The sequence below is a fragment of the Massilia mucilaginosa genome (assembly GCF_011682145.1).
Classification (GTDB): Bacteria; Pseudomonadota; Gammaproteobacteria; order Burkholderiales; family Burkholderiaceae_D; genus Telluria_A; species Telluria_A mucilaginosa.
The window spans coordinates 50,282-72,941 of record NZ_WHJH01000028.1; the positions used below are offsets into that span (position 1 = coordinate 50,282).

A 22,660-nucleotide genomic window follows, 5' to 3' on the forward strand; every position below is an offset into this window, starting at 1 on the left:
GGCACGCAGGATCAACAAACAAAAACCGGGAGAACTACTTATGAAACTGACAAAATACCTCGCCGCCGCCGCCGTCTCGGCCGCGTTCATCGCAGCGCCGGCATCGGCCGCCACCATGGGCATGGCTGACCTGGCCATCACCGGTCTGATCATCCTGAACGCCAACAATGCGCCAGTGACCAGCGGCATCGTGATCCAGAACGAAAACCGCACCGGCACCGCCAACTCGAACTTCAACAATGCCGAGGGCTCCGGCGACGGCGTCGGCAACATTTTCAGCACCACCATCGGCGGCACGGTCGACGTGAAAAACCGTTGCGCAGGTCCATCGTGCGGCGCGGCTATGCCAGCTGGTAACTATCCAGGCGGCGTGGAAAACAACTTCACGGCGCACATTGCCGCACCGAACGGCAACTATGCCATGGGCGACATGTTCATCTCCGGCACCGCGCTGGGCGTGACCGGCGCCAACGGCCTGACCCGTGCCGATTCGTCCGTCATGTCGCCAGGTAACGCCGGCAGCGCCAACGCGACCATCGCCAACTCGGCCACCTCGATCACCACCTTCACCGTGGGCGACACGCTGCAGGCGAAATTTGCACTGGGCTACAACGCCTACGTGGCCGCTTTCGTCGATGCGCTCAACGGCGTCAACGGTTCCTCGCTGGCCACCATCAGCTGGGCGCTGTCGCTGCAAGAAGTGATCGGCAACGTCTCGACCACGATCCTGAACTGGAGCCCGACCGAGATCAACGACGGCGTGACCTCGAGCGATCCATCGCAAAATTCGATCAAGGAAACGTCGGGCACCACCCTGTCGAACCTGGTCACCCTGACCGGCGGCCGTACCTACAAGCTGACCATCAACCAGGCATCGAACTCGATCGCTTCGGAAGTGCGTGCCGTGCCTGAACCAGGCAGCATGGTCCTGGTCGGCCTGGGCCTGCTGGCCCTGGGCGCAGCCTCGCGTCGCCGCAAGGCCGCCAAGTAAGATCCATGCGCGCAGCGGGGTGGTCCCGGCCCCTGCGCGCACCGGTGTTTGTCAGCGAACGACCCGACCGCCCCGGCGCTCGGGTCGTTCGCTTTTCTGCAGGCATTTTTAAGCGATAATGCATAAATGGCCTACACCCAGAGCGAGCATCCCAGCAATAACATCACTGGCCGCGCCACCGATGTGCGCGGCCAGGTGCGTCCGCCCAGCGTGCGCGCCGTCATCAAGCTGGTGCGCGAAGCGCGCAGGAACGGCACGCCGCTGTATCCATTCTCGACCGGGCTGAACTTCGGCTACGGCGGCAAGTCGCCCACCGCGGCCGGCAGCCTGCTGGTCGACCTGGGCTCGCTGGACTCGATCCGCATGACGGTCGACAAGACCAGCGGCCGGGTGCTGCCGGTGGCCGTGATCGGCCCCGGCGTGACGCAAGGCATGCTGTACGACTTCCTGGAAGAACACCATCCGAACCTGACCTTCAATGTGACCGGCTCGGCGCGCGCCACCAGCATCATCGGCAATGCGCTCGACCGCGGGGTCGGTTACTTTGGCCCGCGCAAGGAAGACCTGTTCGGGCTGGCCGTGGTGTGCGGCAACGGCAAGCTGCTGCGCACCGGTTTCCGCCGCCTCAAGCGCTCGCCGCTGGGCACCAGCAATCCCTACGGCCTGGGACCGATGATCGACGGGCTGTTTTTCCAGAGTAATTTCGGGATCGTGGTCAGCGCCTGTTTCCGCCTCGTGCCCAAGCGCCCCAGGCAGGTGGCGCTGTCGCTGTCGCTGCGGCGCGAAGAAGACTTGCCGGCCTTTATCGACGAGCTGGCCAACTGCAAGCGCGAAGGCTTGATCGAGTCGGTCACCCACATCGCCAACCGCGCGCGCACCCATGCCACCCTGGCCTACGGCGTGACGAAGTACCTGGAAGAACAATGCGCCTACACGCCCGAGCGCGCCTTTTCCGAAGCCGAAAGCGTGATGGACCTGATCGCGCCGGGCGAGTGGGCCAGCCTGGGCGCCATTACCGGCACAAAGGCCCAGGTCAAGGCCAACCTGGTCGAAATCCGGCGCCGCATGAAGGGGCTGGCGCGGGTGCGCCCGATCACGCACCAGTTGCTCGACACCGCCTACGCGGTGGCGCACTGGCTGCGCTTCATTCCGGCGGCGCGCGCGAATGCCGCCGCGATCTCGGCCATCCGGCCGCTGCATACGCTGGCGCTGGGGGTGCCGACCGATGCGGCGATCGATAATTTGTTGTGGAAATTCGGACGTACCGACCTCGGCGCGGCCCAGCTCGACCAGTCGAATTGCGGCTTGCTGTTCATTAATCCGGCGCTGCCGCTGGACGGGGCCTTCGTCGACCATTTCATCGATGAAATGAAGAAAACGGCGGCGCGCTATTATCACGACACCCTGTACATCACCATCAATATCGAAACCCCGACCTCGCTGGTGGCGGTGATCAACCTGCTGTTCGACCGCAGCAACCTGGAAGGGGTCAAGCGCGCCCACTACTGCGCCGACCGCCTGCTCGACAAGATCCATGAGATGGGGCTGGAAGTGTACCGCGCGCGCGCCGACATGATGGCCGCCATCGTGCGGCGCGATCCGCATTACTGGGCCGTGATCCACTCGCTCAAGACCCGGCTCGATCCGGACGGCATCATCGCGCCGGGACGCTACGATGCCCAGCCCAGCGCGCCGGCCACCGCAGCGAAGAACTAGCCGAGCCTGATCAGGCGGTTGGCGATCCCCTCTTCCTCGCGCTGCGAGAAAAAATACGGATACAGGGAACGTTCGGTGCCGGGATGGCTGCTGGTGCCGCCCAGGCGCGCGATCTGCCGCGCCATGTGCTCGACGCTGAGCCACATCAGGTAGGCCGGGGCGTCGACCCGGGTATTGTGGCGCAGCTCGGCCTGGTCCTGGAAGTCGAGCATGGTCTGGTAAAAGCGCCGGTGGCGCGGATTGACTTCGATCAGCACGTCGGTGCGGCCGTGGATGTAGCGCGCGTAAATGAACAGGACGTGGAACAGGGCCGCCAGCGCCATCTTCGATTTGACCTGCGGGTCGAAGGCCAGCTTGGTGATTTCGCACAGCCTGGCGCCGCGCGCGCGCCAGGCGTCGACATGGTCGCGAAAAATTTCGTCGGCCAGGATGCCGCGTTCGGAATCGAGTCCCAGGGTCACGGTGCCGATCACGTTGCCCCGGTCGGCGGCCGAGAGGGTGATGCGGTTCGGGTCTTTTTCCATCCTGGCCACGTTGTAGCCGCGCATGGCGTACATTTTGCTGATCAACAGGCTGGCCGAATTGCGGCCCTCGTCGGTATCGGCCAGGCGGATCCCGAAGGTGCGGTCGTTATCGGTGAAGTTGCCGATCAGGAGGCTGCCATCTTCCGCCGCCCCCTCCTCTTCGCCGCCGACCACGTAGGACGACTCCAGATGGGCCTGCTGCCTGCCCATCGCTTCCACTGCGTCGTGCGCTGCATTCATGTGAAAACTCCCTGTCGCGCCGGGCCGCCCGGCATGGCTGCCGGGCTGGCCGCTCTATAGTTGTTTGAGCAAACCCCGTGCTTCTTCCAGTTGCGGAAATTGTTTGTGTTTCTCCAGCAAAAATTCAAGTTCCTTGCGCGCCGCCGCGTGTTGTTTCGCCTTGATCAATCCGCTGGCCAGGTGCAGGCGGATTTCCGGCACGCCGGGCAGCTTGGCGCTGGCCTCGCGCAGCAGCGGCAAGCCGCGCGCCAGGTCGCCCTGCTGCACCAGCAGCCAGCCCAGGGTATCCATGACCGCCGCGTTACCGGGCAGCGCCTTGAAGGCCGCTTCGGCGGTCGGCAGTGCGCGCGCATCGCCAGCCAGCTGGTAGGCCACCGCCAGGTTGTTCAGCGCGCTCGGATAGCCGGGTGACTTCTTCAGTATGGCTTCAAATTCCGTAATTGCTAATTGATATTTTTTATTGGAAATATACTGCTCTCCAAGGTAACCCGGCACCTTGACGTCGTCCGGATGGGCGGCGCGCCATTGTTGCACTTTGGCATCGGCCTCCCTGGCCTTGCCGCCGATGCGCAAGGCTTCGTACAGCTTGATCAGCAGCTCGGCATTGTTGCCCAAAGAAAACGCCTTATCGTACAGGGGGATGGCGGCCGCCATATTGCTTTGGACCAAAAACACATCGGCTTCGGCCACATAGCCGACCGGCAGCTTGGGATGCATCTTTTGCATGGCGCGCGATACGCCGAGCGCATCGTTGAACTGTTTCTGGCGCAGGTGGGCCGACGCCAGCGCCAGCTGGGCGTCCAGATACGCGGGCTGCAAGCTCAGGGCGCGCTTGAGCGAGGCGCTGGCCGAGGGCAGGTTGCCCATGGCCGCATGGGCCGTGCCGAGGCGGAAATGCGCTTCGGCCGACTGCGGCGCGGCCACGGTCAGCTTGGTGAAGGTTTCCATGGCGCTGCCGTTGTCGCCGGTGGCGGCCTGCAGCTGGCCGAGCAGGTCGAGCACGGCCGGGTTGTCGGGATTGGCCACCAGCAGCTTGCGCACCAGGGTCAGGGCCTTGTCCGCCTGGCCGGTGCGCACATAATGGTTGGCCAGCACCATGGCCGGGCCGACCGCGGCCGGGTCGACCGCGCTGGCGCGCTCGAGCAGGGTAGCGGCTTCCGGCAGGCGGCGCTGGGCCACCGCCATGGCGCCGAGCGCGGTCAGCGCGTCGACGCTGTCGGGATACTTGGCCAGGAAGCCTTCGTAGCGGCGGCGCGTGGCGTCCAGGTTGCCGGCCTGCATGTCGAGGCGCGCCAGGTTGTCGAGCGCCGGGAAAAAATCCGGATGCAGGCTGAGCGCTTTTTCGAAGGCGATACGCGCGCCGGCCTGGTCCTTCTTGCCCAGCAGGGCCAGGCCCTTGAGGTTGAGGATCATCGGGTCGCCCGGCGTGCGCGCTTCGAGCGGCGCCAGCGCGGCCAGGGCCTTGTCGAACTGGTTCAGGCGCAGCGCCGTCATGGCCAGGGTGGTGCCGGCGGCGCTGGTGGTCTGGTCGAGCGTGCTGGCCAGTTCCAGTTCGGTCAGGGCGCGCGCTTGCTCGCCCTGTTCCAGCTTGCTCAAACCGAGGGCGGTGCGCAGCTGCGCCTTTTTCGGATCGAGCGTGCTGGCGCGCTCGAGCAGCTCGGTGGCCTTGCCGAACTCGCGGTTGTCGGTGTAGGCCTTGCCGGCGATGGCCAGCAGCTGGGCATCCTGGGAAGCGGCCACGACCGGCGCGAGCACCGCGATGGCGCCCTTGGGGTCGCCCGCGGCGATGCGGGTCGAGGCCAGCAGCTTGCGCGCGTAAGCGCTCTCGGGATGGGCTTCGTGGTATTTCTTCAGGTTCTGCTCGGCCTGCGGCAGCGACTTGAGGGTGAAGTGCACGGCGCCGGCCAGCAGCACCGAGGGCATGTGGTCGGGCGCCACGCGCAGCACTTGCTGCAGCGAGTCGAGCGCGGCCGCGTGCTTGCCCTGGGTAAAGTCGAGCATGGCCTGGGCGTAGGTCACCATCAGGTTCTTCGGCGCGCTTTTTTTGGCGGCGGCCAGCGCGACGCCGGCTTCCTCGTAGCGCCGCTCGGCAATGAACAGGTAGGCCTTTTGCAGGTGGCCGCCGGCGCTGGCGGGGTCGAGCGCGAGCACCTGGTCGTACGCGGCCAGCGCCTCGGCCGGCTTGCCCTGGGAGCGCTCGAAATCGCCCTTGAACAGCCAGCTCTCGACATCCTTGGGGTTTTTCTCGACCGCCTGCGCCACATAGCGCGCCGCGCCCGCCTGGTCGCCATTGGCCAGCGCGATATTCGCCAGGCCCATCAGCGCGACCGGATAGCCGGGATCGAGCTTGAGGGCGCGTTCGAACGCGTCGGCCGCTTCGGCGCGCTTGCCGAGCTGGTAAAAGGCGGCGCCGCGCTGGCTGACCACCTTGACGTTGGCCGTGTAGGCGCTGTCGGCGGTGGCGTCGATGACTTTCTGGAACTGTCCCTGAAACAATTGCGCCAACAACAGTTCGGGCAAGGTGCGTTCGGGCGCCATGCCCAGCTCCATGGCCTTGCGCACTTCTTTCTCGGCCGAGACGGCGTCGCCCAGCTTGTTATAGGCTTCGCCCAGCGCCAGGCGCGCTTCGGCATCGAGCGGATTCTTGGCGACCGCGTTCTTGAGCTGGATCAGGGCCGACACATGGTCGCCCTTCTGCTGGAATTGCCTGGCGTCGGCCAGCAGGGTTGCCGCCGTTTCGGTCTTGCCGCAGCCGCCTAATGCACCCAGCATAAGGAGGGTGGTGAGGGCGGCGGCGCCGGCCAGGGAGTGCGCTTGCGTTGACATGACGATCCTGTTGTACCATGGCGCTGGCCTGATGCCGCCCCGCGCCGATTGCGGGAATGAAGCGCCGCCGGCATGCCGCGCCGCCTGCGGCAGGGCTCAGCCGATCGACAGCAGGCGGTCGGCGATGCCGGCTTCCTCGCGCTTCGAGAAAAAATAGGGATAGAGCGAGCGCTCGGTGCCCGCATCGTCGTGCACGCCGCCCAGGCGTTCGATCTCGGACCCCATGAAATCGAGGCTGAGCCAGAGCAAATGAGCGGGCGCATCAACGCGCGGATTGATCCGCACCCCGCTTTGGGTGCGAAAACCGAGCATGTGCTCATAATAGCGCCGGTGACGCGGATTTATCTCGATAAACGCATCCGTGCACTGGTAAATATGGTGGGCGTAGATGTACAGGATGTGAAACAGCGAGCCGAGCGCGAACTTGGAGCGCACCGTGGGGTCGAAGGCCAGCTTGCTGATTTCGCACACCTTGGCGCCGCGCGCGCGGAATTCGTCGATGTGATCCTTGAACACTTCGTCGGCCAGGATGCCGACCGGGGAGTCGACCCCGAGCGTCACGGTGCCGATGACTTCGCCCTGGTCGAAGGCCGACAGGGTGATCTGGTTGGGATTGTCCTCAAGCCGATGGGTCCCGGCATATCCACGCCAGGCATACATCTTATTGATGAGCATGCTGGCGCGGTTACGCCCTTCCTCGGTGTCGGCAACGCGAATCCCGAAGCTTCGTGTATTGATCGTCATCTCGGAGATGTTATCAGAATTATCTTCCACAAAAACGCAATGGCTGCCGAGATTACCAGTATCGGGCGCGGGAAAATTGAAACGAGTTGTTTCAACATTATTGAGAAACTGATCCATCGACTATGATCCCGAAGATATTGTCCAAGCTGCGAATTCAGTAACATATTGCTAACAAGGACTATCCTAACATCGACAGCAAGATGCAGGGAGACAATTAAAATTTTTCTTCGCAAATATGCAACAGCTGAGTGATGGATCTCCTCGCCTGGCCGGCGTCCTGCCCACGTTCGATTGCCCCATCAACGGCAAAACCGTCATTCCCGCGCAGGCGGGAATGACGGTCTTTAAGGTATTGCCGGTGCATAGGCCGGCGATCAGGAAAGATCGCCGGCGACTTTGACTACAACTCCTTGGCCAGCGCCTTCGCCTCGTCCATCTGGGCAAAGTTTTTGCTGGCCATGACTTTCTCCAGCTCACGCTTGGCGCCGGCCTTGTCGCCCGTCCTGGCCAGTCCCGCCGCCAGGTGGAAGCGGATATCGGCCGCCTCCGGCGCCAGCGCCACCGCCTTTTGCAGCAGGGTCAGGCCGCGCTTGGCGTCGCCCTGCTCGACCAGCATCCAGCCCAGCGTATCGGTCACCGCCGCACTGTTGCCGGCCAGCGCGAAGGCCTTTTCGGCGGTCTTCAGCGCGCGCGGGTCTTTTTCCTGCTGGTAGGCCCAGGCCAGGTTGTTCAGGGCCGCGGCATTCTCCGGCGCTTGCTTGAGCACCGCTTCGAGCCCGGCGATGGCCGCCTTGTAGCGCTTGCCCGCCAGGTCGTTCTCGGCCACGTACAAGGCCAGCGCCACGTCGTTCGGATGCTCGCTGGCCGCCTTGGCCAGGCGCGCGTCGGCTTCCTTGCCCTTGCCGGACTGGCGCAGGGCCGCGTGCAGCTTGATCAGGTTGACGCTCGAGGGCGTGAGCGCGAAGGCTTTCTCGAAGGCCGCCGCCGCTGGCGCCGCCTTGCCCTGCGCCATGCTGAGATTGCCTTCCAGCATGAAGCCGAGCGCTTCCTTCGGACGCTGTTTCTGGACCTGGCGCGCAATCGCCAGCGCGTCGTCGAACTTGCCCGCGTTGGCGGCCAGCTCGGCCTGGGCCACCTGGGCATCGACAAAGTCGGGCTGCAGCGCCAGCGCCTTTTTCAGGTCATCAAAGGTGGCGTTCAGGTTCTTCATCCGCACGTGCACCGTCGCCAGGCGGAAATGCGCCATCGCCGATTTGGGCGCCACGGCGACCAGCTTGCCGTAGGTGTCTAGCGCGCCCGGCAAGTCGCCATTGGCCAGCTGCGCCTGGCCCAGCAAGTCGAGCAGGTCCAGGTTCTTCGGATTGGCCACCTGGAACTTGCGCGCCAGGGTCAGGGCCTTGTCCTTCTGGCCGATCGACAGGTAATGCGCACCGAGGGTGCGGGCCGGGCCGATGGCGTCGGGATTTTCGCTGCTGGCCTTTTCCAGCCACTGCTTGGCTTCCTCGTTGCGGCCTTGCGCCAGGGCCAGCTTGGTCAGGGCGTAATAGGCTTCGACATTTTTCTTGTCCTTTTCCAGGAAGCCGACCAGTTGCTGTTTCGCCAGGTCGGGCTTTTTCTCGCGCAGGGCCAGCTGGGCCAGGTTGGCGGCGGCCGGGAAATAGTCGGGCTTGAGCGAGAGCGCCTTGTCGAAGCTGGCGCGGGCGTTGACCACGTCGTTCATGCCCAGGTACACGCCGCCCTTGAGGTTGTGCACCATCGGGTCAAGCGGCTGGGTCGCTTCGAGCGCCTTGGCCGCGGCCAGCGCCTTGTCGTAGCGCTTCAGGCGCAGTTCGGTCATCACCAGCAGCACCGCGGCCTTGGGCGACTTGGCGTCGAGTTTGGTCGACTGTTCGAGTTCGCTGACCGCGCGCGCATCGTCGCCGGTGGCCAGCTTGCCCAGTGCCAGCGAGGTGCGCAGTCCGGCCGCGTCAGGCGCGAGCGCGCTGGCCTGCTCGAAGTAGCCCGTGGCCCTGGCGTAGTCGCGCCCCTGCATGTAGGCCTCGCCGGCCAGCGCCAGCAATTGCACGTCATCCTTGCCGGAATCGAGCATCGGCGTGAGCTGGGCCAGCGCTTCGGTGGTCTGGCCCATTTTCAGCAGGGTGCTGACCATCAGCTTGCGCGCGTAGCGGTGCTCGGGCATGGCGGCCAGGTATTTGCGCAGGTGCTGTTCGGCCTGCGGCATCGAGCCGAGCGCATGCTCGACCGCGCCCGCCATCAGCACGCTCGGCATGTGCTCGGGCGCGGCGCGCAGGATCTTTTGCAGCGTGTCCTTGGCGGCGGCGTGCTTGCCCTGGGTGAAGTCGAGCAAGGCCTGGGCGTACGACACCATCAGCGCGTTGGGCGTGATCTTGCGGGCGGCGTCGATGTCGGTCCTGGCGGCGTCGAACTTGCCTTCCGCGATCTGGACAAAGGCGCGCTCCAGGTGCGCCGAGCGGTGGTTCGGCTTGAGCTTGATGACCTGGTCGTAGGCGGCCAGCGCTTCCTTGCCCTTGGCCTGGGCGCGCAGCAGGTCGCCCTTGAACATCCAGGCGGTGGCGTCGGACGGGTTGCTGGCGACGACCTGGTCGGCCAGGCGGTTGGCTTCCTCCAGATCCTTGCGCGCCAGCGCCTGGCGGGCCGCGCCGATCAGCGCGCCGACATGGCCGGGCTTGGCGGCCAGGGCCTTGGCATACAAGTCGCGTGCCTCATCGGCGTGGCCGAGGCCGGCGCTGGCTTCGGCGCGCAGGGCCAGCATGTCGGCGTCGGCAGCCACGCTGGCGGTCTCGTCAAGCACCTTCTGGTATTGCTGCTGCTGCATCAGGACCTTGGCCAGGGCGGGCACTGCCTTGTCTTTGGGCGCGCCCAGTTCGATGGCCTTGCGCAATTCCTTCTCGGCCGAAACGGCGTCGCCGGTGTCGAGATACAACAGGCCCAGGGTCAGGCGCGCGTCGGCGTCGGACGGGTTTTTCACCAGCGCATTTTTGAGCTGGATCACGGCGGACTTGCTGTCGCCCTTGTCGATGAACTGGCGGGCGTCGGCCACCAGCGAGGCCGACGTTTCGGTCTTGCCGCAACCGCCGATGGCGCCCAGCAGCAATAATGCGGACAGTGCGGCGGCGCCGGTGCGCGCCCTGGATCTGGTAACGGATCTGGTAACTGACATGACTTCCCTATCGTGTGCAACGTGAAATGAGTGGCTGGACCAAGCTGAGCCGGCCTGGGCGGCCGGTCTTTTGAATTTTGAATATTCTATATCGATTTCTCGGGGGAACGAGAAGAATAGGCCCCTGGGCGAAGCCGTTTACACCGGGTCGGCGGCAGCGAGGGTGTAGGGCACCAGCACCGTCTCGCCCGGCTCGAAATCGCGGGTGTCGCGCGTGACCAGCACGCGCCCGGACAGATTGGCGGTGGCCAGGATCACCGCGTCCGGCAGGCGCATGGCGTGCGCCTCGCGTACGCGCGACGCTTCCATGGCCAGCCGGTGGTCGATCGGCAGCAGTTCGAACTGGGCCAGGAAAGCTTCGACCAGCAGCCGCTCGGCCTCGTCGTCGGACACGCCTTCCATGATTTCCATCCACGTCACCACGCTGATGGCCTTGTCGACATAGTGATCGCAGGCCAGTTCCGCTTGCGCGATGCCGTTCAGATAGTCGATCAGGATGTTGGTATCGAACAGCGCCTTTACCATTCGTCGCGCAACCTGTGCTGATAACTGACGCCATCTTCGGGGATGCGCTTTTTCCACAGGCCGAAGGCACTCGGCTGCGGCGGTGCGCGCCGCTCGGGGGCGACCGGCGCGGATCTGCCTGTTTCATCGGCAATGCCCCCTGGAACATGGGTTACCGCGGCGTCGTTCGGATTGCGGCCCATGTGGCGCCTCGAAAGTTGTTCAATGTTAAGTAGTGTATAGCATCGTTTGCGCCCCGTCAGCATGGCACGCTGGGGTGGTGGCTTATCCTGATTGCATAGGGAAAACGGAAATTGGCGACCTCTGCCGAATAAGCGTGGAACTGAAGTCCGTTCTAGCTAGCAATCTTTGGAAATTTCAGTATTTACATCAAGAAAATTCGGCTGTCGTGAATGACAGCCGCCCAGCGCGCCATTGGTATGCTTGTGCCGATTGGATACATACAGCATCTTTCTCCCGTGGTAACGTTCTGCCGTCGGAATTGATAGCCTCACGACAACTTTCCGCCAATCCGCGCGGACAGTGGCAGATCGATACAAAATGACAACACCGGAGACTGAATGACATCCTCGCACACCCTGTTCCTGCTCATGGCCGCCGCCCTTGCCGGTAGCGCCACCGCCCAGACCGATCACGCCAGCGCGCAAGGGGCCCGCCCCGCCGCCGGCATGCAGATCGGCAACGTCGACGCGGTGCTGAGCGGTTTCGCCGCACAACACGCCAACGGCCGCACCCTGCAAGTGCAATCGGTCGGCGGCCACACCGTCGCGGCGCATATCCGCGACTACGCCGACAAGAACGGCGTGGTATCGATCACCGGTACCGCGGTCGACACGCCCGATTCGGTGTTCGTGCTCAAGGGGAACAAAAAAGCCGTGTACGGCTACCTGCTCAAGTACGACACCCGCAAGGCCTGGGAATACACCACCGACAGCGCCGGCAAAGTCTGGCTGACGGAAGTGCCGATTACCAAAATCGTGCCCGACTTCGACCCTGATTTCCGCGACAAGCGCACCCCGGCCATGCTGGCGCTGGCGGTGTCGCACCCGGTCTACAGCCCGATGGCGCTGCGCCAAGCGCGCCATATCGGCCCGTACCAGAATGAAGACGTGACCCAGCTGCAGAGCAAACCAGGCAGCCCGTACGTGTTCTACCTCAACATCACGGCGGTGATGAACGGCAGCACGCCCTTGAACGGCGTCACCAAGGAAAACATGTACCGCGCCTGGCAGTCGATGGCCGACCAGTACTCGATGCTCAACATGAACGTGACCACCAGCCGCGCCGTGTACGACGCCGCGCGCACGGCCAACGTGCTGCGCACCGGCATCATCAACTTCATCAACCAGGATGGGCGTTCGTTCGCGCCGCTGCGCTCGTTCGGCACCACGGCCGCCGGCACCCTGTACCGCAATCCCTCGTCCGGCTTCGACTACGGCTACGGGATCGGCATGACCGGCGCCCACGAAGTCGGGCACCAGATGGGCATGAACCACGACCGTGGCGGCAGCGGCGGCGAGTATTTCGAAGGCATCGCCGCGTTCCAGTGGGGTCCGATCATGGGCAACTACTGGATGGGCGGCGGCTGGGCCAACCAGCTGTTCACCTGGAGCCGCGGCGAGTACAACACCGCCAGCAATTTCGAAGACGACCTGCGCATCATGAACGTGGACGAGGCGGTGCCGTACATGGCCGACGATATCCCGGACACGCGCGCGCTGGCCCTGGGCACGGGCGGCGCCATCGATCCGACCCGCAACTTCGGCCAGATCGAACGCAACACCGACAGCGATACCTTTACCTTCACGACCACTGGCGTGAGCACCCTGAACCTGCGCATCGACCCGCTCGAATACCTGCGCATGCTCGACGTCGACGCCAGCATCCTCAACGCGGCGGGCGCGGTGGTGGCGCGCAGCAACCTGGCGGTCAACCGCTCGGCCCAGTTCACCAATCTGTCGCTGCCGGCCGGCAGCTACCGGCTGGTGGTGCGCGGCGGCGCCGAAGGCACGCCGGCCAACGGCTTCTCGAACTACTCCTCGCTCGGTCACTACGCGATGAAGGGGACCCTGGCGGGCGCGGGCGGCTCCGGCTATCCGGTGCTGAACAACGGCGTGGCACTGACCGGCCAGGGCGCGGCGACGGGCGGCTGGCAATATTTCACGATTGACGTGCCGGCGGGTAAATCCCAGGTCGCGTTCGCGCTCAACGGCGCCAATGGCGATGCCGACATGTTCGTCAAACTGGGCGGCACCCCGACCACGGCCAGCTACAACTGCAAGTCGGACGGGCCGAGCAGTGTGGAAAACTGCACGGTCAGTGCGCCGGCGGCGGGCCGTTACTATGTGGGCGTATATGCGTATGCGGCTTACAACAGCCTGAGCGTCAAGGCGACTTACTAAGCATGCGAAAGGGAGGCAGCGGCAACGCCGCTAGCCGTCCTTGAACAGCGCCGATACCGGGCAGTCGAACAGGCTGGCCAGTCCCTCGAGCAGGTCGATGCTCAGGGACTTGGTGCTGTTGTTGACCACGCGCGTGAGCTGGGAGTGCGAAATCTCCACGCCCATGGCCGTCAGGCGTTTCCACAGTTCTGTGACGAAACGGATGTCGTGTTCAGCCATCAAAACCTGGACCCGCAGGACGGCTTTGCGCTGTGGCCCCTGGAGGGGCGTGGATAAGGGGGGTGTTTTTAGTGTTTGCATGGGTTCGTCGTACCTCACTACGACAGCCGCCATCATACCCGTTTGCCGCCGACCCCGTTTTCATCTGTTGCAAAAAAACCCAAGCAGCGCGATTTTTTTGCATCTGATGCAAATTATTTTCGACATTTGCTTGCTTTCCGATTTTGTGCGTGTCAGAATGCATTCACTCGCTCAGCCAGAGCACCAACCGCAGCAACGACCACAGGGATTTACCGTGAAAACAACGACGCAACAACAGATGACGACGCAGCGCCCAGCGCGCGGCCTGTCGCCGCTTGCCTGCAGTTTGTTGGCGTCGCTGCAAGTTGCTGTGCTGGCCGCCCTGCAAGGCGCCAGCGCCGCAGCGGCGAAGGGCCTCGGCGCCCTGGCCGCCGCCGCGAATGATGCGCGCCGTCCGTTACCAGCACCGTATTACCACCAACACCACCAGTGGCCCGCATTCTGTGGCGCAAATTGGGAACCTACAAACAACATCCGAGGGGGCTACCCCTAGCCGCGGAGGCTTACCCCTCCCCGGCTGACCGGCAGGTCAAGCTCAAGGGCTCGGATGTTCCGCAAGGACTCCGGGCCCTTTTTGTTTTGGCCGACAGTTTTACCGCAGTAATCGCAGCACATGCAGTCAAGCCCTTTCAGTTTGAGGCCGTCCCCGGACAAGCCGGACCAGACGCAGGTTCTTTCACAATTCGGACAGGTAATAAAACGGTTCCGCCTGTATCGGTATCGCACCCTCACGTGCGATACCAGTGCGGGTGGAACCGGTGCGGGAATAGCTCAATCGCAGAGCGCAACCCTGATGGGTTGAGACCGGAAGTGTGAATCTTCCCTCCCGCGCCATTCCACAAAGCGCTTTCAAACAGCGCATGGCCCCGCCAGGGGCAAGTCACGCCGAGAGGCTTTGTGGAATGGCCGATCAACGCCTGGGTGACGAGCAGCATTGGCGACTGCAGCGGACTGTAAATCCGCCGTCTACGACATACGGGGTTCGACTCCCTGGTCACCCACCATATTTCATGCACCGGCCTGGCCGGGCATCTTCCTTTTTCCCCGATACGCTAACTGGTAAGCGGACGCACTGTTAATGCGTTGTAGGCCCGACAGGGTTATGCAGGTTCGAGTCCTGCTTGGGGAGCCAGTTTCAATTGTGGATTAGCTCAGCTGGTAGAGCACTTGACTTTGACTCAAGTTGTCGCAGGTTCGAACCCTGCATCCACTGCCAGTTTGCCGCGTATGACCGCGCGGTTCTTTTTCAATGGTGACGTTAGCTCAGTTGGCAGAGCTTTGGATTGTGATTCCAAGGGCCGCCGGTTCGAATCCGGTACGTCACCCCATTATTCTCACCTTAGCTCAGATGGAAGAGCGCGACGCTACGAACGTCGAGGCCGCAGGTTCGATTCCTGCAGGTGGGTCCATGCAAGGCACGTGTCGCCCGCACGCGGCATTCCCATAGTTCCCGGATAGGGTTCGTGGCGAAGGCCGTGCGCGGGTTCCGGATATCAGCCCGGCACGCGCAAGCCGTGGTGCTCCGACAGTTTGAAGCGCACTACCCCGGCAGGCAACCGGGACCCGCACCGCGCTCGTGGTGGAAATGGCAGACACACCAGACTTAGGATCTGGCGCCGCAAGGCATTGGGGGTTCGACGCCCTCCGAGCGCACCAAGTTTTTCCTGATGCCGATCGCGCGCCTGGCGCCGCGATCACGCATTCCCTATCTCAGTGGCGCAATTGGCAGCGCAGCGGTCTCCAAAACCGAAGGCTGAAGGTTCGACTCCTTCCTGGGATGCCATTTTTATGTGGGGTTGCCCGAGCGGTCCAAGGGCGCGAGCTGCAAACTCGTTGTTCGCCGGTTCGAATCCGGCACCCCACTCCAATGCAGCGCAAGCGATATCGCTCGGGCGTCCCGCACGGCGCGCGCGAATGCGCGCTGCGCTGCGCCTCATTTTCGTGCTTGCTGCTTTGCCTGCAAGGCGTATTATCACGTTTAGCACCTGTCCGGATTTTCATCTTCCCGCCAGCGCCACGGCGCCGGCCTTTTCTACTATTCCATTCAAACAGGCATCAGTAAAAGTGAAAATATGACTCCGCAAATCTTAGCACTCGACATCGCAGGAAATCCATTCGGATGGATCTCCGCCCAGGAAGCGATCCATTATTACGCCGTCGGCAAGGTGGCGTGGGAACTGGGCGACCGTGAATTTCTGTTTCGCGGCGGGGTGTCGAATGCGGGCGTGCTCTCGACCATGACGGTCAAGCCGATCATTTCGATCATGGGCAGCGAGCGCATGACCAAGAAACTGCGCGTGGCGCTGCCGCTGGGCGACGACAACCACTTGCTGTTCGCGCGCGACCGCCATACCTGCGCTTATTGCGGCAACGTGTTCGCGCGCCAGCACCTCTCGCGCGACCACGTACTGGCGCGCACCCACGGAGGCAAGGATAGCTGGACCAACTGCGTCACCGCCTGCAAGCCGTGCAACCAGGCCAAGGGCGCCACCATGGTGCACGATTTTCATCCGCTGCTGTACGTGCCGTACGTGCCTTGCCGTTTCGAACACTTCATCCTGAGCGGCAGGAATGTGCTGGCCGACCAGCACGATTATCTGTCGGCCAAATTGCCCAAGCACTCGCGCATGCTGGCTTGACCGTTCCGGCGTAGCGCCCCCGTGCGCTACGCCGGCGCGCCCGTTTCACCTTCAAGTAGCGCAAAAGCATCATCGCGCGGCCGGTAATCGAGCACACTGCGCGTGCGCTCGATGGCCAGGCGCTTGTAGCGGTTGTCCGAGACACCATGCACCACCGTAAAACCGCTCAGGTCGGCATCGATGCAGCGCGCCAGCAAATGCACGACATCGCGCGCGCTGATGAAGGCGGCAACGTCGCGCGCACTGTACCGTTCGCCCGCATGAAACGCTGCCACGTTGGCGATCCGCACGGCAACCGTGACGAGCGGATCGCCAACGTCCGCAAACAAGGAGGCGAGCGCTTCGCCGAACGCCTTGCTCACGCCATACATATTCTTGGGCCGCGGCGCCATGTTTTCCTGCACCTGCACGTCCAGCGGATATCCTTCAACGGCCTGGGCGCTGCTGGCAAACACAACACGCCGGCATCCCTGCGCCTTTGCCGCCAGGAACACGTTATAGCTTCCGATGATGTTCGTCGGCAGCAGTGAGGCGTGGAAATCGGCGTCGGGCAAGGGGTCCGCCGCGAGGTGAAGCACGGTGTGCACACCCGCGCAGGCGCGCATGCAGGCGTCGAGGTCGGTGACGTCAAGAAGCACGGCCTCGCCGCCCATGTGCGCCAGCGCGGCGCTATCGAGGTCACCCAGGCGCAGGTCGAAGCGGCCGTGCTGCTCGCGCACGAAGGATCTGCCGATGCGCCCTGCCGCGCCGGTAACGAGCACTTTGCGAGCCGTCATGCGCCACCCGATTCGCCGACCCGTCGATCACTACGGAAATACTGGTTCATCATTGAGGTTCGACCAATCGGAAAACTGGATTATCCGAGCGAGCAGGCGGCAGGGTCAAACGAGGATTCCTGCGCCCATGAACAAGTATTTCTTACCCATCGCTCGGGCCCGGGCAATCGGGTAAACTACCCGCTTCCCACGTTGCCGAAACGGCACGATCGACTGCCTTTTCAAGCCATGAACCTGCCACCCTATGTTCCGCCCCAGCTCAACAGCGATGATGTGTGGGCGCTGATTCGCTGCATGCCCTCGCGCAGCATGGTGCCCATCAACGGCGTACGCAACTACATCACGCCGCTGGTGCGCGATGGGGAAGAGCTGGCGGACATCCTGGCGCAGTACCCGTCGCTCAGGTATGCGCCCCTGGACCCGCATTACGTCCTCCTGAAACTGCTCGGAGGAATGAGTGAAGCGCTGATCAGCGACCTGAACCCGCCGTGCGGAGGCGGGTGCGGGGTGCAGTACGCGGCGTTCCTGGTGGCGCTGGCCCCGGATCCCGTCTACCGCAAACATCTGCTTGTCCATTACGACCGGCTTCCCCGGTGCCAGTGGCTGGTCGACCTGGCCCTGGCGGAAATCGATGGCCGGGTATGGGATGTGGACCCGGCGTTCCAGCAACTCATCCATCGCCTGCGCGCGGTGCTGGCACGGGCACCGTTGCCGTCCACGCCATTCCGTCCGGCCTTCGACTTTCAGCAGGAGCAGGCGGAACGCGAGCAGGTGCGCGCGGCGTATCGCGCCGGCGGCATCGAGGCAGCCATCGAAACCCGTGCCCGTACCCAAGTCTTGAGCAAGCTCAAGCGCTATTGATCGCCCGCCGGCGCGACCAGGCCTTGTACGAGGCCAAGCATGGCGGCAGGAATGGCGTGAAGGCGGCGCACGGTACTGAAGAGGTCGCTGTCGGGCTATGATGTGGCTGGCACAACTTCACTCATCACTCACAATGACAACATTGAAATTGCTCGGATGTTTTGCGCTTGGCGCGATGTCGGTATCGACCGCGGCGCATGCCGACAGGACTGTACGAAACAGCACGGAATGGGCCAGTGCGGTTGCCAATGTCCAGCCTGGCGAGACGCTGCTCCTGAGCGGCCAGTCAGGCGATTATCCCGGTGCGCTGACGCTCAAGGGCAAGGGTGACGCCACCCTCGGTCCGATCACCATCCGCACCACGCAGCCGTCGCTGGTGCTCCAGGCACTGGTCATCGATGGCAGTACCAATGTCGTGGTACGGGATCTTCGATTCGCGTCGCCCAGCGCTTCCGCGCTGATCAAGATCAAGGGCTCCAGCAAGGTAAACATCAGCGGCAATGTGTTCAGTCATGCCGGCGTGCGGATCAAACAGAAATCGGTGGAATTTTCCACCGATGGCGCCAGCCATGGCAATGAGATTTCGTACAACAGCTTCCAGGATTTCGACCGTTCCTCCGACAGTCCCGTGAAACCCGTCGCCGGGGCCGATTCGGGCGGCAAGCCAGTGCCCGCCAGCTTCATCCAGACCGCCTCGGCGCTCGCTACCCGTATCCACCATAACCATTTCAGGAACATCCGCCCGTTTATCCAGAACCGCGCGGTTGCGGGAGACTCCGACCGGGAAGCGATCGCACTCGGTACCGCAAGTACGCAGCAGATTGCAGCGGGAACGATCATTGAATCAAATCTGTTCGAAGATTGCGACGGCGAAGACGAAATCATTTCGGTCAAAACGTCGAAAAACCAGATCCGTTACAACACCTTCAAGAACTCCTACGGCAGCCTCAGTTTGCGTCAGGGCATGGGCACCAAGGTCTACAGCAATTACTTTTTGGGGGCGGGTGCCGGCCAGGTGCCTGAAGATCCCAACTACCAGACCGGTGGCGTGCGCGCCTACGGCGCCAGCCACGACATCTATAACAATGTGTTCCACGGCCTGAGCGGCACCAAGGGGCGCAAGCCGATCGTTCTCGATGCCGGCGACATCAGCGCCGCCGACCCGGATGCCGTCTCCGACAAGCACCGGGCGGCGACCAGAGTCCAGGTGCTGTTCAATACCTTGACCAATAACGCGGAAGGCATCAGCGTCGAGCCAGTCGATGCAAAATATGTCATTGCCGCGCAAGGCAATGTGATCGCCAATAATCTCATCGAGGGCAAGCTTGGAGCCTTGTTCAATGATCGCGGAGCGAATACGGTCGCGGCAAAAAACATCGCTTACCCTACCGCTGATGCCAGCTTGGGAAGCTCAAGCCGCCCTCGCCCGAACCAGGCCTGGACGGCGGCGGAAGTCAATGAAATCAGCGCATCAATGGTTGCGGTCAGCAAAAACGGTTACGCGTTGCAGGCGCCTGGCAGCGGCAGCCATGCCTATGGCTATGCCAGTGCCGCGTATCCCGGCATCAAGCTCGATATCGATGGCCAGGTCCGCGCCAGTGCCGTGGTCGGCGCCGACGATTATTCAAGCGGCGTTGCCGAGTACCGCAACAAGCCGCTCACCGCCCTGGATGTGGGACCGGCTGCAAGGCCGTAGGCTGCCGGCGTTGCTGCCCAGGCCGCCAGAGAATGCACTGACCTGAGCGATGCGCACACACGCTGCGCAAGCGTAGCGAGCGTCATGAGAGGCGCAAGCACCGCCGCCTCAGCCGAGCACGCCTGTCAGGTCGCGGATCGACACCGCCGCCTGCTCCGGGGTGGCATTGCCGCGCCGGTCCAGATGCAAGGCTTGCAGGCCGGCGGCGCTGGCGCCAAGATAGTCGCAACGCCAGGTGTCGCCCACCATCAACACCTCGGCGGGTGCCAGGTTCAGCTGGCGGCACAGCGCGCGATAGAAAGCGGGGTCGGGCTTGACGTGGCCGACCTCGAACGACAGGCATGCGGTGTCGACAAGATCGCCCAGCTGATCGCGGAGCGGCTGGGCGTAAGGCAGCGCCAGATTGGATGCCACGGCTATACGAAGGCCGCGCTTGCGCAGCGCGATGAGCACCGGGCGCGCTTCGGGGTAAGGCGCGATCGACGCCAGCTCGGCCGCCAGGTCGCTGGCATGGCGGGGATCCGGCGCGACATCGCAAGCGCGGGCAAGTTCGGCCAGGCCGACTGCGCCGACCATCGGCGATCTGGCAGGTGCCGACCTGGCCAGCCGCAAAATGGCTTCAAACGGCCGGCGTTTGTCACCGATCTCCACCAGCGTGCCGAAAGCATCGAACGCGACCGCTTTGATTGCCATACCTTACTCTCCTTAAGTGCCGGCACCGGCAAGCACATGTTGCCCGATGCATATCAGAAATAATGGAAGACAGCTTGAACCAGGCGGCGGCACTGAGCAACAAAGAGCCTCGGAGGCTCATCGGGCACGCCTTACCTGGCGCTTTCCTGGAGATGCTTGGCCTGGTCGCGCGGCGTGTAGGCGGCGGCCGCAAGGCGCGCATCGCAGGCAAACGCGGCTTCCAGATCGGTCAGGGCCAGGGTCCCCTGTTCCAGCGCCCGTACCCCGTTCGAGAGCAGCTGGGCCAGCGGCATCCCATCCTTGCCGCCCCTTGTGTGCGCGATGTTCAACTTGGGAAAATCGTGCAGAACGACAGCCGCGTCGGACTCCGTGAGGCCGTAGAGCTGCATGACGACAACATCGATCGTTGCACGCAGCAGCGCGCGGCGGCCCAGCCACAAGGCGGCGTCCTCCGTGCCGCCAGGCGGGCACGAAAGCAGGCGCGCAGCCTCGACCAGCAGGGCTTCCTGTGCGGGGTGGGCACCGCGTGTTGGCAAGGGAATATTCTGCCAGTAAAAATGGTTGACCGTGGTCGACACAAAACGGCGCATGATCCAGTCCACCACCAGCGAATTGGCCAGTGCGAGCCACAGGAGCTGATCGTCGATGCCACCAGAATTGAGCTTTAGCACGGGCACTTTGTTTCCACAGACACAGTTTGCCGGGAGTAGTGCCGCCAGTAGCGTTCGCTCGTTTGCGTGTCCGCTGATCTCGCAATACCCGACCCGCACGCTCGGCGCCCACCCGCGGCCGGCCAGGTAGTTTTCATCGATGAGGTAGTGCGGCCTGACCTGGCGCGCGGCGATCGCGGGCACTTCCCAGGCCGCCGATCTGCCCTGGCCGGCCAGATACACCTTCGCCGCGTTGTCGAACTGGTGCACCATGCGGCCTTCGTATACCGGCAGCAACGCGACAGTGGATTCACCCGACAACCAGCGTCCATCCTCCTGCACCAGATAACCCTTCTTGCGCGCCACATCCACAGGGACGAAAGCGTGGGCGTCGTTGGTCATGTCCACTTCGCGTTTGAAGCAAAAATCCCACCCGCTTGCCGGGTCGCTCACGGCCGGATACTGTTGATAAATCCGGTGAAGAACATCCCGTTCGTGAGTGGTGCGGACCTCGGGAATGAGTAAATCCGGGCCGCCGGCCAGGCGCAGGAAATCCAGGCTGAGTGCAACCGTTTCTGTGGCCGTCGCGTCGACATCTTCGCGGCCGAAACTTGCCGCCTCAACGCCGCCGGCGTCGCCGTTGTCGAACAAAACGGTGCAAAACCGGTACATCGAGTGAATATCAAACAATTTTCTCTTGTTGATGTACTCGATGAGCTCCGTCACCGTCCCCCTGGAACGCAGCAGTTCCCGCAAACCGGCCGACCCTTGCGCGCGCAGTACGCCCGATGGCAACAGCAGCGCGGCGCTGCCTGCGGGAGACAGCAAGGCCAGCGAGCGTTCCGTAAAATACTTGTAGAGGTCGGCGTCGCCCGCCCCCTCGCGGTTGAGCGAATACTCGGTCGACTCACGCAAGGTGCGCGACAGCTCCAGCGTTCTCTCGGCGTGCTCGGTCCACGCGCCGCTGACAAGTTCGGTCAGCTGCGATGCCAGATAGCGGCCGAGCTCAGTCCCCTGGTAAAGCCGAACGCGCGCGTCCATATGTTCAAAGAACTCGTGACGCAGCGGGCGCAGTTTGCTCCAGGGCGGATTGGTAATGACCGTCGTGAATCCAGCCGGGAACACCTGAGGGAACCACGCATGAAAATCCGCCATTGGCGCGCTGACGGAATCGGCCACCCGCAGGTGGCGATCGAGCTCCGTGCCTTCCCATCCGGACAGTCCGACCTGGGCGCGCAGCAAGGCGCGCGTGGTCGCAATGGCCAGCGGGTCGATATCGACGCCGAAAATACAGTGCGACGCAATCGCTGCGCGAATCCCGGCAGGCGTCATGTGGCTGAAGCCTTCACGACCATGCAAGATGTCGGCGCCAATGCGGACAGCCGCCAGCAAAAACGCGCCGCACCCTGCCGCGGGATCGATGATGGAAATCGAGGCAAGGTCCTGGGCGTTGCGAACAGGTGCGAGCGCCTTGGCGAGCGCCTTGCCGACAATCGCTTCGGCCAGCGCAACAGGGGTAAAGTAAATGCCCTTGCCCCTGCGTTCCGGTGAGGTCTCGACCGTCACATGGCCACTGCTGTCAATGACGAGGCGCGTTCCCCGGATGGTTTCGAACGCCGTTCCCAAATGCGCGGCAATCTGGTCCGCCCCGCCGATGAAACGATCGAGCGCGTCGTCGAATTGGCGCGATGCCTGCACTGACGGCGGCAGCACGGGCCCGTCCGACCCAAGACCGAGTCGGCGGAATACGCCGGACAAGGCGGTGTCCATGGCCCGGGCGATTGCCAGTTCATGCAAATCGTGCGGCGCGATGGCGCGCACGCTCATCTCCTGCTCGGCGTAGTACACGACCAGATTACCAAGTGCTTCTTGTAGAGAAATCATTTAACGATGCAT

Annotated in this window: 18 protein-coding genes and 8 tRNA genes; 16 read left to right on the forward strand and 10 right to left on the reverse strand. The window is 63.4% G+C overall.

Annotated features, from left to right (window positions below; translation table 11 throughout):
* The first annotated feature begins 40 nt into the window (after positions 1-40).
* Both F2P45_RS20595 and F2P45_RS20600 read left to right on the forward strand, forming a co-directional pair.
* On the forward strand, positions 41-991 hold the full coding sequence (locus F2P45_RS20595; RefSeq protein WP_166879325.1) for an EDSAP-1 family PEP-CTERM protein: 951 nt from the start codon (positions 41-43) through the stop codon (positions 989-991).
* A gap of 126 nt (positions 992-1,117) precedes the next feature.
* Positions 1,118-2,707: an FAD-binding oxidoreductase gene (locus F2P45_RS20600; protein WP_166879328.1), complete on the forward strand. Its 1,590-nt coding sequence runs from the start codon at positions 1,118-1,120 to the stop codon at positions 2,705-2,707.
* Here the strand turns inward: F2P45_RS20600 and F2P45_RS20605 are convergent.
* The 6 genes from F2P45_RS20605 to F2P45_RS20630 form a co-directional block, all read right to left on the reverse strand.
* Positions 2,704-3,471: an N-acyl amino acid synthase FeeM domain-containing protein gene (locus F2P45_RS20605; RefSeq protein WP_229505195.1), complete on the reverse strand. Its 768-nt coding sequence runs from the start codon at positions 3,469-3,471 to the stop codon at positions 2,704-2,706. The two genes, F2P45_RS20600 and F2P45_RS20605, sit on opposite strands and share 4 nt — an antisense overlap.
* A 54-nt stretch (positions 3,472-3,525) precedes the next feature.
* On the reverse strand, positions 3,526-6,297 hold the full coding sequence (gene prsT, locus F2P45_RS20610) for an XrtA/PEP-CTERM system TPR-repeat protein PrsT (protein ID WP_166879331.1): 2,772 nt from the start codon (positions 6,295-6,297) through the stop codon (positions 3,526-3,528).
* A 96-nt stretch (positions 6,298-6,393) separates the two neighbouring features.
* The gene (locus tag F2P45_RS20615; RefSeq protein WP_370663290.1) at positions 6,394-7,071 is read right to left on the reverse strand and encodes an N-acyl amino acid synthase FeeM domain-containing protein; all 678 of its coding nucleotides are present in this window, start codon (positions 7,069-7,071) and stop codon (positions 6,394-6,396) included.
* A gap of 370 nt (positions 7,072-7,441) precedes the next feature.
* Positions 7,442-10,222, reverse strand: a complete 2,781-nt coding sequence (prsT, locus tag F2P45_RS20620; protein WP_166879333.1) for an XrtA/PEP-CTERM system TPR-repeat protein PrsT — start codon at positions 10,220-10,222, stop codon at positions 7,442-7,444.
* Positions 10,223-10,360: 138 nt separating this feature from the next.
* Positions 10,361-10,747, reverse strand: coding sequence for a PIN domain-containing protein (locus F2P45_RS20625; protein WP_166879336.1), 387 nt, complete (start codon positions 10,745-10,747; stop codon positions 10,361-10,363).
* Positions 10,741-10,929 (reverse strand): hypothetical protein, encoded by a 189-nt coding sequence (locus F2P45_RS20630; RefSeq protein ID WP_166879337.1) that lies wholly within the window; start codon positions 10,927-10,929, stop codon positions 10,741-10,743. The genes F2P45_RS20625 and F2P45_RS20630 overlap by 7 nt, the downstream gene beginning before the upstream one ends.
* Before the next feature lie 378 nt (positions 10,930-11,307).
* Here F2P45_RS20630 and F2P45_RS20635 point away from each other — a divergent pair, with 378 nt between their 5' ends.
* The gene (locus tag F2P45_RS20635; RefSeq protein ID WP_166879340.1) at positions 11,308-13,149 is read left to right on the forward strand and encodes a pre-peptidase C-terminal domain-containing protein; all 1,842 of its coding nucleotides are present in this window, start codon (positions 11,308-11,310) and stop codon (positions 13,147-13,149) included.
* A gap of 30 nt (positions 13,150-13,179) precedes the next feature.
* Here F2P45_RS20635 and F2P45_RS20640 read toward each other — a convergent pair whose 3' ends face one another.
* Positions 13,180-13,368 carry a helix-turn-helix domain-containing protein gene (locus tag F2P45_RS20640; protein WP_054265574.1) on the reverse strand — a complete coding sequence of 63 codons (189 nt, stop codon included), beginning with the start codon at positions 13,366-13,368 and terminating at the stop codon, positions 13,180-13,182.
* A 79-nt stretch (positions 13,369-13,447) separates the two neighbouring features.
* Here F2P45_RS20640 and F2P45_RS20645 point away from each other — a divergent pair, with 79 nt between their 5' ends.
* The 11 genes from F2P45_RS20645 to F2P45_RS20690 all read left to right on the forward strand — a co-directional run bounded on the left by F2P45_RS20645 (position 13,448) and on the right by F2P45_RS20690 (position 16,088).
* On the forward strand, positions 13,448-13,942 hold the full coding sequence (locus F2P45_RS20645; RefSeq protein WP_166879343.1) for a hypothetical protein: 495 nt from the start codon (positions 13,448-13,450) through the stop codon (positions 13,940-13,942).
* A 267-nt stretch (positions 13,943-14,209) separates the two neighbouring features.
* A tRNA-OTHER gene (locus F2P45_RS20650) sits at positions 14,210-14,283 on the forward strand.
* Positions 14,284-14,368: 85 nt separating this feature from the next.
* A tRNA-Tyr gene (locus F2P45_RS20655) sits at positions 14,369-14,453 on the forward strand.
* Between the two features lie 37 nt (positions 14,454-14,490).
* Positions 14,491-14,581 (forward strand) — tRNA-Asn (locus F2P45_RS20660).
* Positions 14,582-14,701: 120 nt separating this feature from the next.
* A tRNA-His gene (locus F2P45_RS20665) sits at positions 14,702-14,777 on the forward strand.
* Between the two features lie 5 nt (positions 14,778-14,782).
* Positions 14,783-14,858: transfer RNA gene (locus tag F2P45_RS20670), tRNA-Arg, on the forward strand.
* 161 nt (positions 14,859-15,019) lie between these two features.
* A tRNA-Leu gene (locus F2P45_RS20675) sits at positions 15,020-15,105 on the forward strand.
* 51 nt (positions 15,106-15,156) lie between these two features.
* A tRNA-Trp gene (locus F2P45_RS20680) sits at positions 15,157-15,232 on the forward strand.
* A gap of 7 nt (positions 15,233-15,239) precedes the next feature.
* A tRNA-Cys gene (locus tag F2P45_RS20685) sits at positions 15,240-15,316 on the forward strand.
* Between the two features lie 47 nt (positions 15,317-15,363).
* Positions 15,364-15,525 carry a hypothetical protein gene (locus tag F2P45_RS35725; RefSeq protein ID WP_223164797.1) on the forward strand — a complete coding sequence of 54 codons (162 nt, stop codon included), beginning with the start codon at positions 15,364-15,366 and terminating at the stop codon, positions 15,523-15,525.
* Positions 15,522-16,088, forward strand: a complete 567-nt coding sequence (locus F2P45_RS20690; protein WP_166879345.1) for an HNH endonuclease — start codon at positions 15,522-15,524, stop codon at positions 16,086-16,088. Before F2P45_RS35725 ends, F2P45_RS20690 begins: the two co-directional genes overlap by 4 nt.
* A gap of 26 nt (positions 16,089-16,114) precedes the next feature.
* Here the strand turns inward: F2P45_RS20690 and F2P45_RS20695 are convergent, their stop codons facing one another.
* Positions 16,115-16,864 carry an NAD-dependent epimerase/dehydratase family protein gene (locus F2P45_RS20695; protein ID WP_166879348.1) on the reverse strand — a complete coding sequence of 250 codons (750 nt, stop codon included), beginning with the start codon at positions 16,862-16,864 and terminating at the stop codon, positions 16,115-16,117.
* Between the two features lie 228 nt (positions 16,865-17,092).
* Between F2P45_RS20695 and F2P45_RS20700 the strand changes: the two genes are divergently transcribed.
* Both F2P45_RS20700 and F2P45_RS20705 read left to right on the forward strand, forming a co-directional pair.
* On the forward strand, positions 17,093-17,725 hold the full coding sequence (locus tag F2P45_RS20700; RefSeq protein ID WP_166879350.1) for a hypothetical protein: 633 nt from the start codon (positions 17,093-17,095) through the stop codon (positions 17,723-17,725).
* 133 nt (positions 17,726-17,858) lie between these two features.
* Complete coding sequence (locus tag F2P45_RS20705; protein ID WP_166879353.1) at positions 17,859-19,421, forward strand: chondroitinase-B domain-containing protein; 1,563 nt, start codon at positions 17,859-17,861, stop codon at positions 19,419-19,421.
* 108 nt (positions 19,422-19,529) lie between these two features.
* On the opposite strand, the gene F2P45_RS20710 is transcribed toward F2P45_RS20705, so the two are convergent.
* A complete protein-coding gene (locus F2P45_RS20710) occupies positions 19,530-20,114 on the reverse strand; it encodes an HAD family hydrolase (RefSeq protein WP_166879355.1) in 585 nt (194 codons plus the stop codon).
* 131 nt (positions 20,115-20,245) lie between these two features.
* Entirely contained in the window at positions 20,246-22,648 is a 2,403-nt protein-coding gene (locus F2P45_RS20715) for an Eco57I restriction-modification methylase domain-containing protein (RefSeq protein ID WP_166879357.1), read from the reverse strand.
* Between the last annotated feature and the right edge of the window lie 12 nt (positions 22,649-22,660).

Coding starts and splice junctions, on each gene's coding strand:
- F2P45_RS20625 (WP_166879336.1), bottom strand. CDS start 10,747: ATGGTAAAGGCGCTGTTCGATACCAACATCCTGATCGACTATCTGAAC.
- F2P45_RS20715 (WP_166879357.1), bottom strand. CDS start 22,648: ATGATTTCTCTACAAGAAGCACTTGGTAATCTGGTCGTGTACTACGCC.
- F2P45_RS20635 (WP_166879340.1), top strand. CDS start 11,308: ATGACATCCTCGCACACCCTGTTCCTGCTCATGGCCGCCGCCCTTGCC.
- F2P45_RS20710 (WP_166879355.1), bottom strand. CDS start 20,114: ATGGCAATCAAAGCGGTCGCGTTCGATGCTTTCGGCACGCTGGTGGAG.
- F2P45_RS20595 (WP_166879325.1), top strand. CDS start 41: ATGAAACTGACAAAATACCTCGCCGCCGCCGCCGTCTCGGCCGCGTTC.
- F2P45_RS20705 (WP_166879353.1), top strand. CDS start 17,859: ATGACAACATTGAAATTGCTCGGATGTTTTGCGCTTGGCGCGATGTCG.
- F2P45_RS20605 (WP_229505195.1), bottom strand. CDS start 3,471: ATGAATGCAGCGCACGACGCAGTGGAAGCGATGGGCAGGCAGCAGGCC.
- F2P45_RS20640 (WP_054265574.1), bottom strand. CDS start 13,368: ATGGCTGAACACGACATCCGTTTCGTCACAGAACTGTGGAAACGCCTG.
- F2P45_RS35725 (WP_223164797.1), top strand. CDS start 15,364: ATGCGCGCTGCGCTGCGCCTCATTTTCGTGCTTGCTGCTTTGCCTGCA.
- F2P45_RS20690 (WP_166879345.1), top strand. CDS start 15,522: ATGACTCCGCAAATCTTAGCACTCGACATCGCAGGAAATCCATTCGGA.
- F2P45_RS20600 (WP_166879328.1), top strand. CDS start 1,118: ATGGCCTACACCCAGAGCGAGCATCCCAGCAATAACATCACTGGCCGC.
- F2P45_RS20630 (WP_166879337.1), bottom strand. CDS start 10,929: ATGGGCCGCAATCCGAACGACGCCGCGGTAACCCATGTTCCAGGGGGC.
- F2P45_RS20645 (WP_166879343.1), top strand. CDS start 13,448: ATGGGTTCGTCGTACCTCACTACGACAGCCGCCATCATACCCGTTTGC.
- prsT (WP_166879331.1), bottom strand. CDS start 6,297: ATGTCAACGCAAGCGCACTCCCTGGCCGGCGCCGCCGCCCTCACCACC.
- prsT (WP_166879333.1), bottom strand. CDS start 10,222: ATGTCAGTTACCAGATCCGTTACCAGATCCAGGGCGCGCACCGGCGCC.
- F2P45_RS20700 (WP_166879350.1), top strand. CDS start 17,093: ATGAACCTGCCACCCTATGTTCCGCCCCAGCTCAACAGCGATGATGTG.
- F2P45_RS20695 (WP_166879348.1), bottom strand. CDS start 16,864: ATGACGGCTCGCAAAGTGCTCGTTACCGGCGCGGCAGGGCGCATCGGC.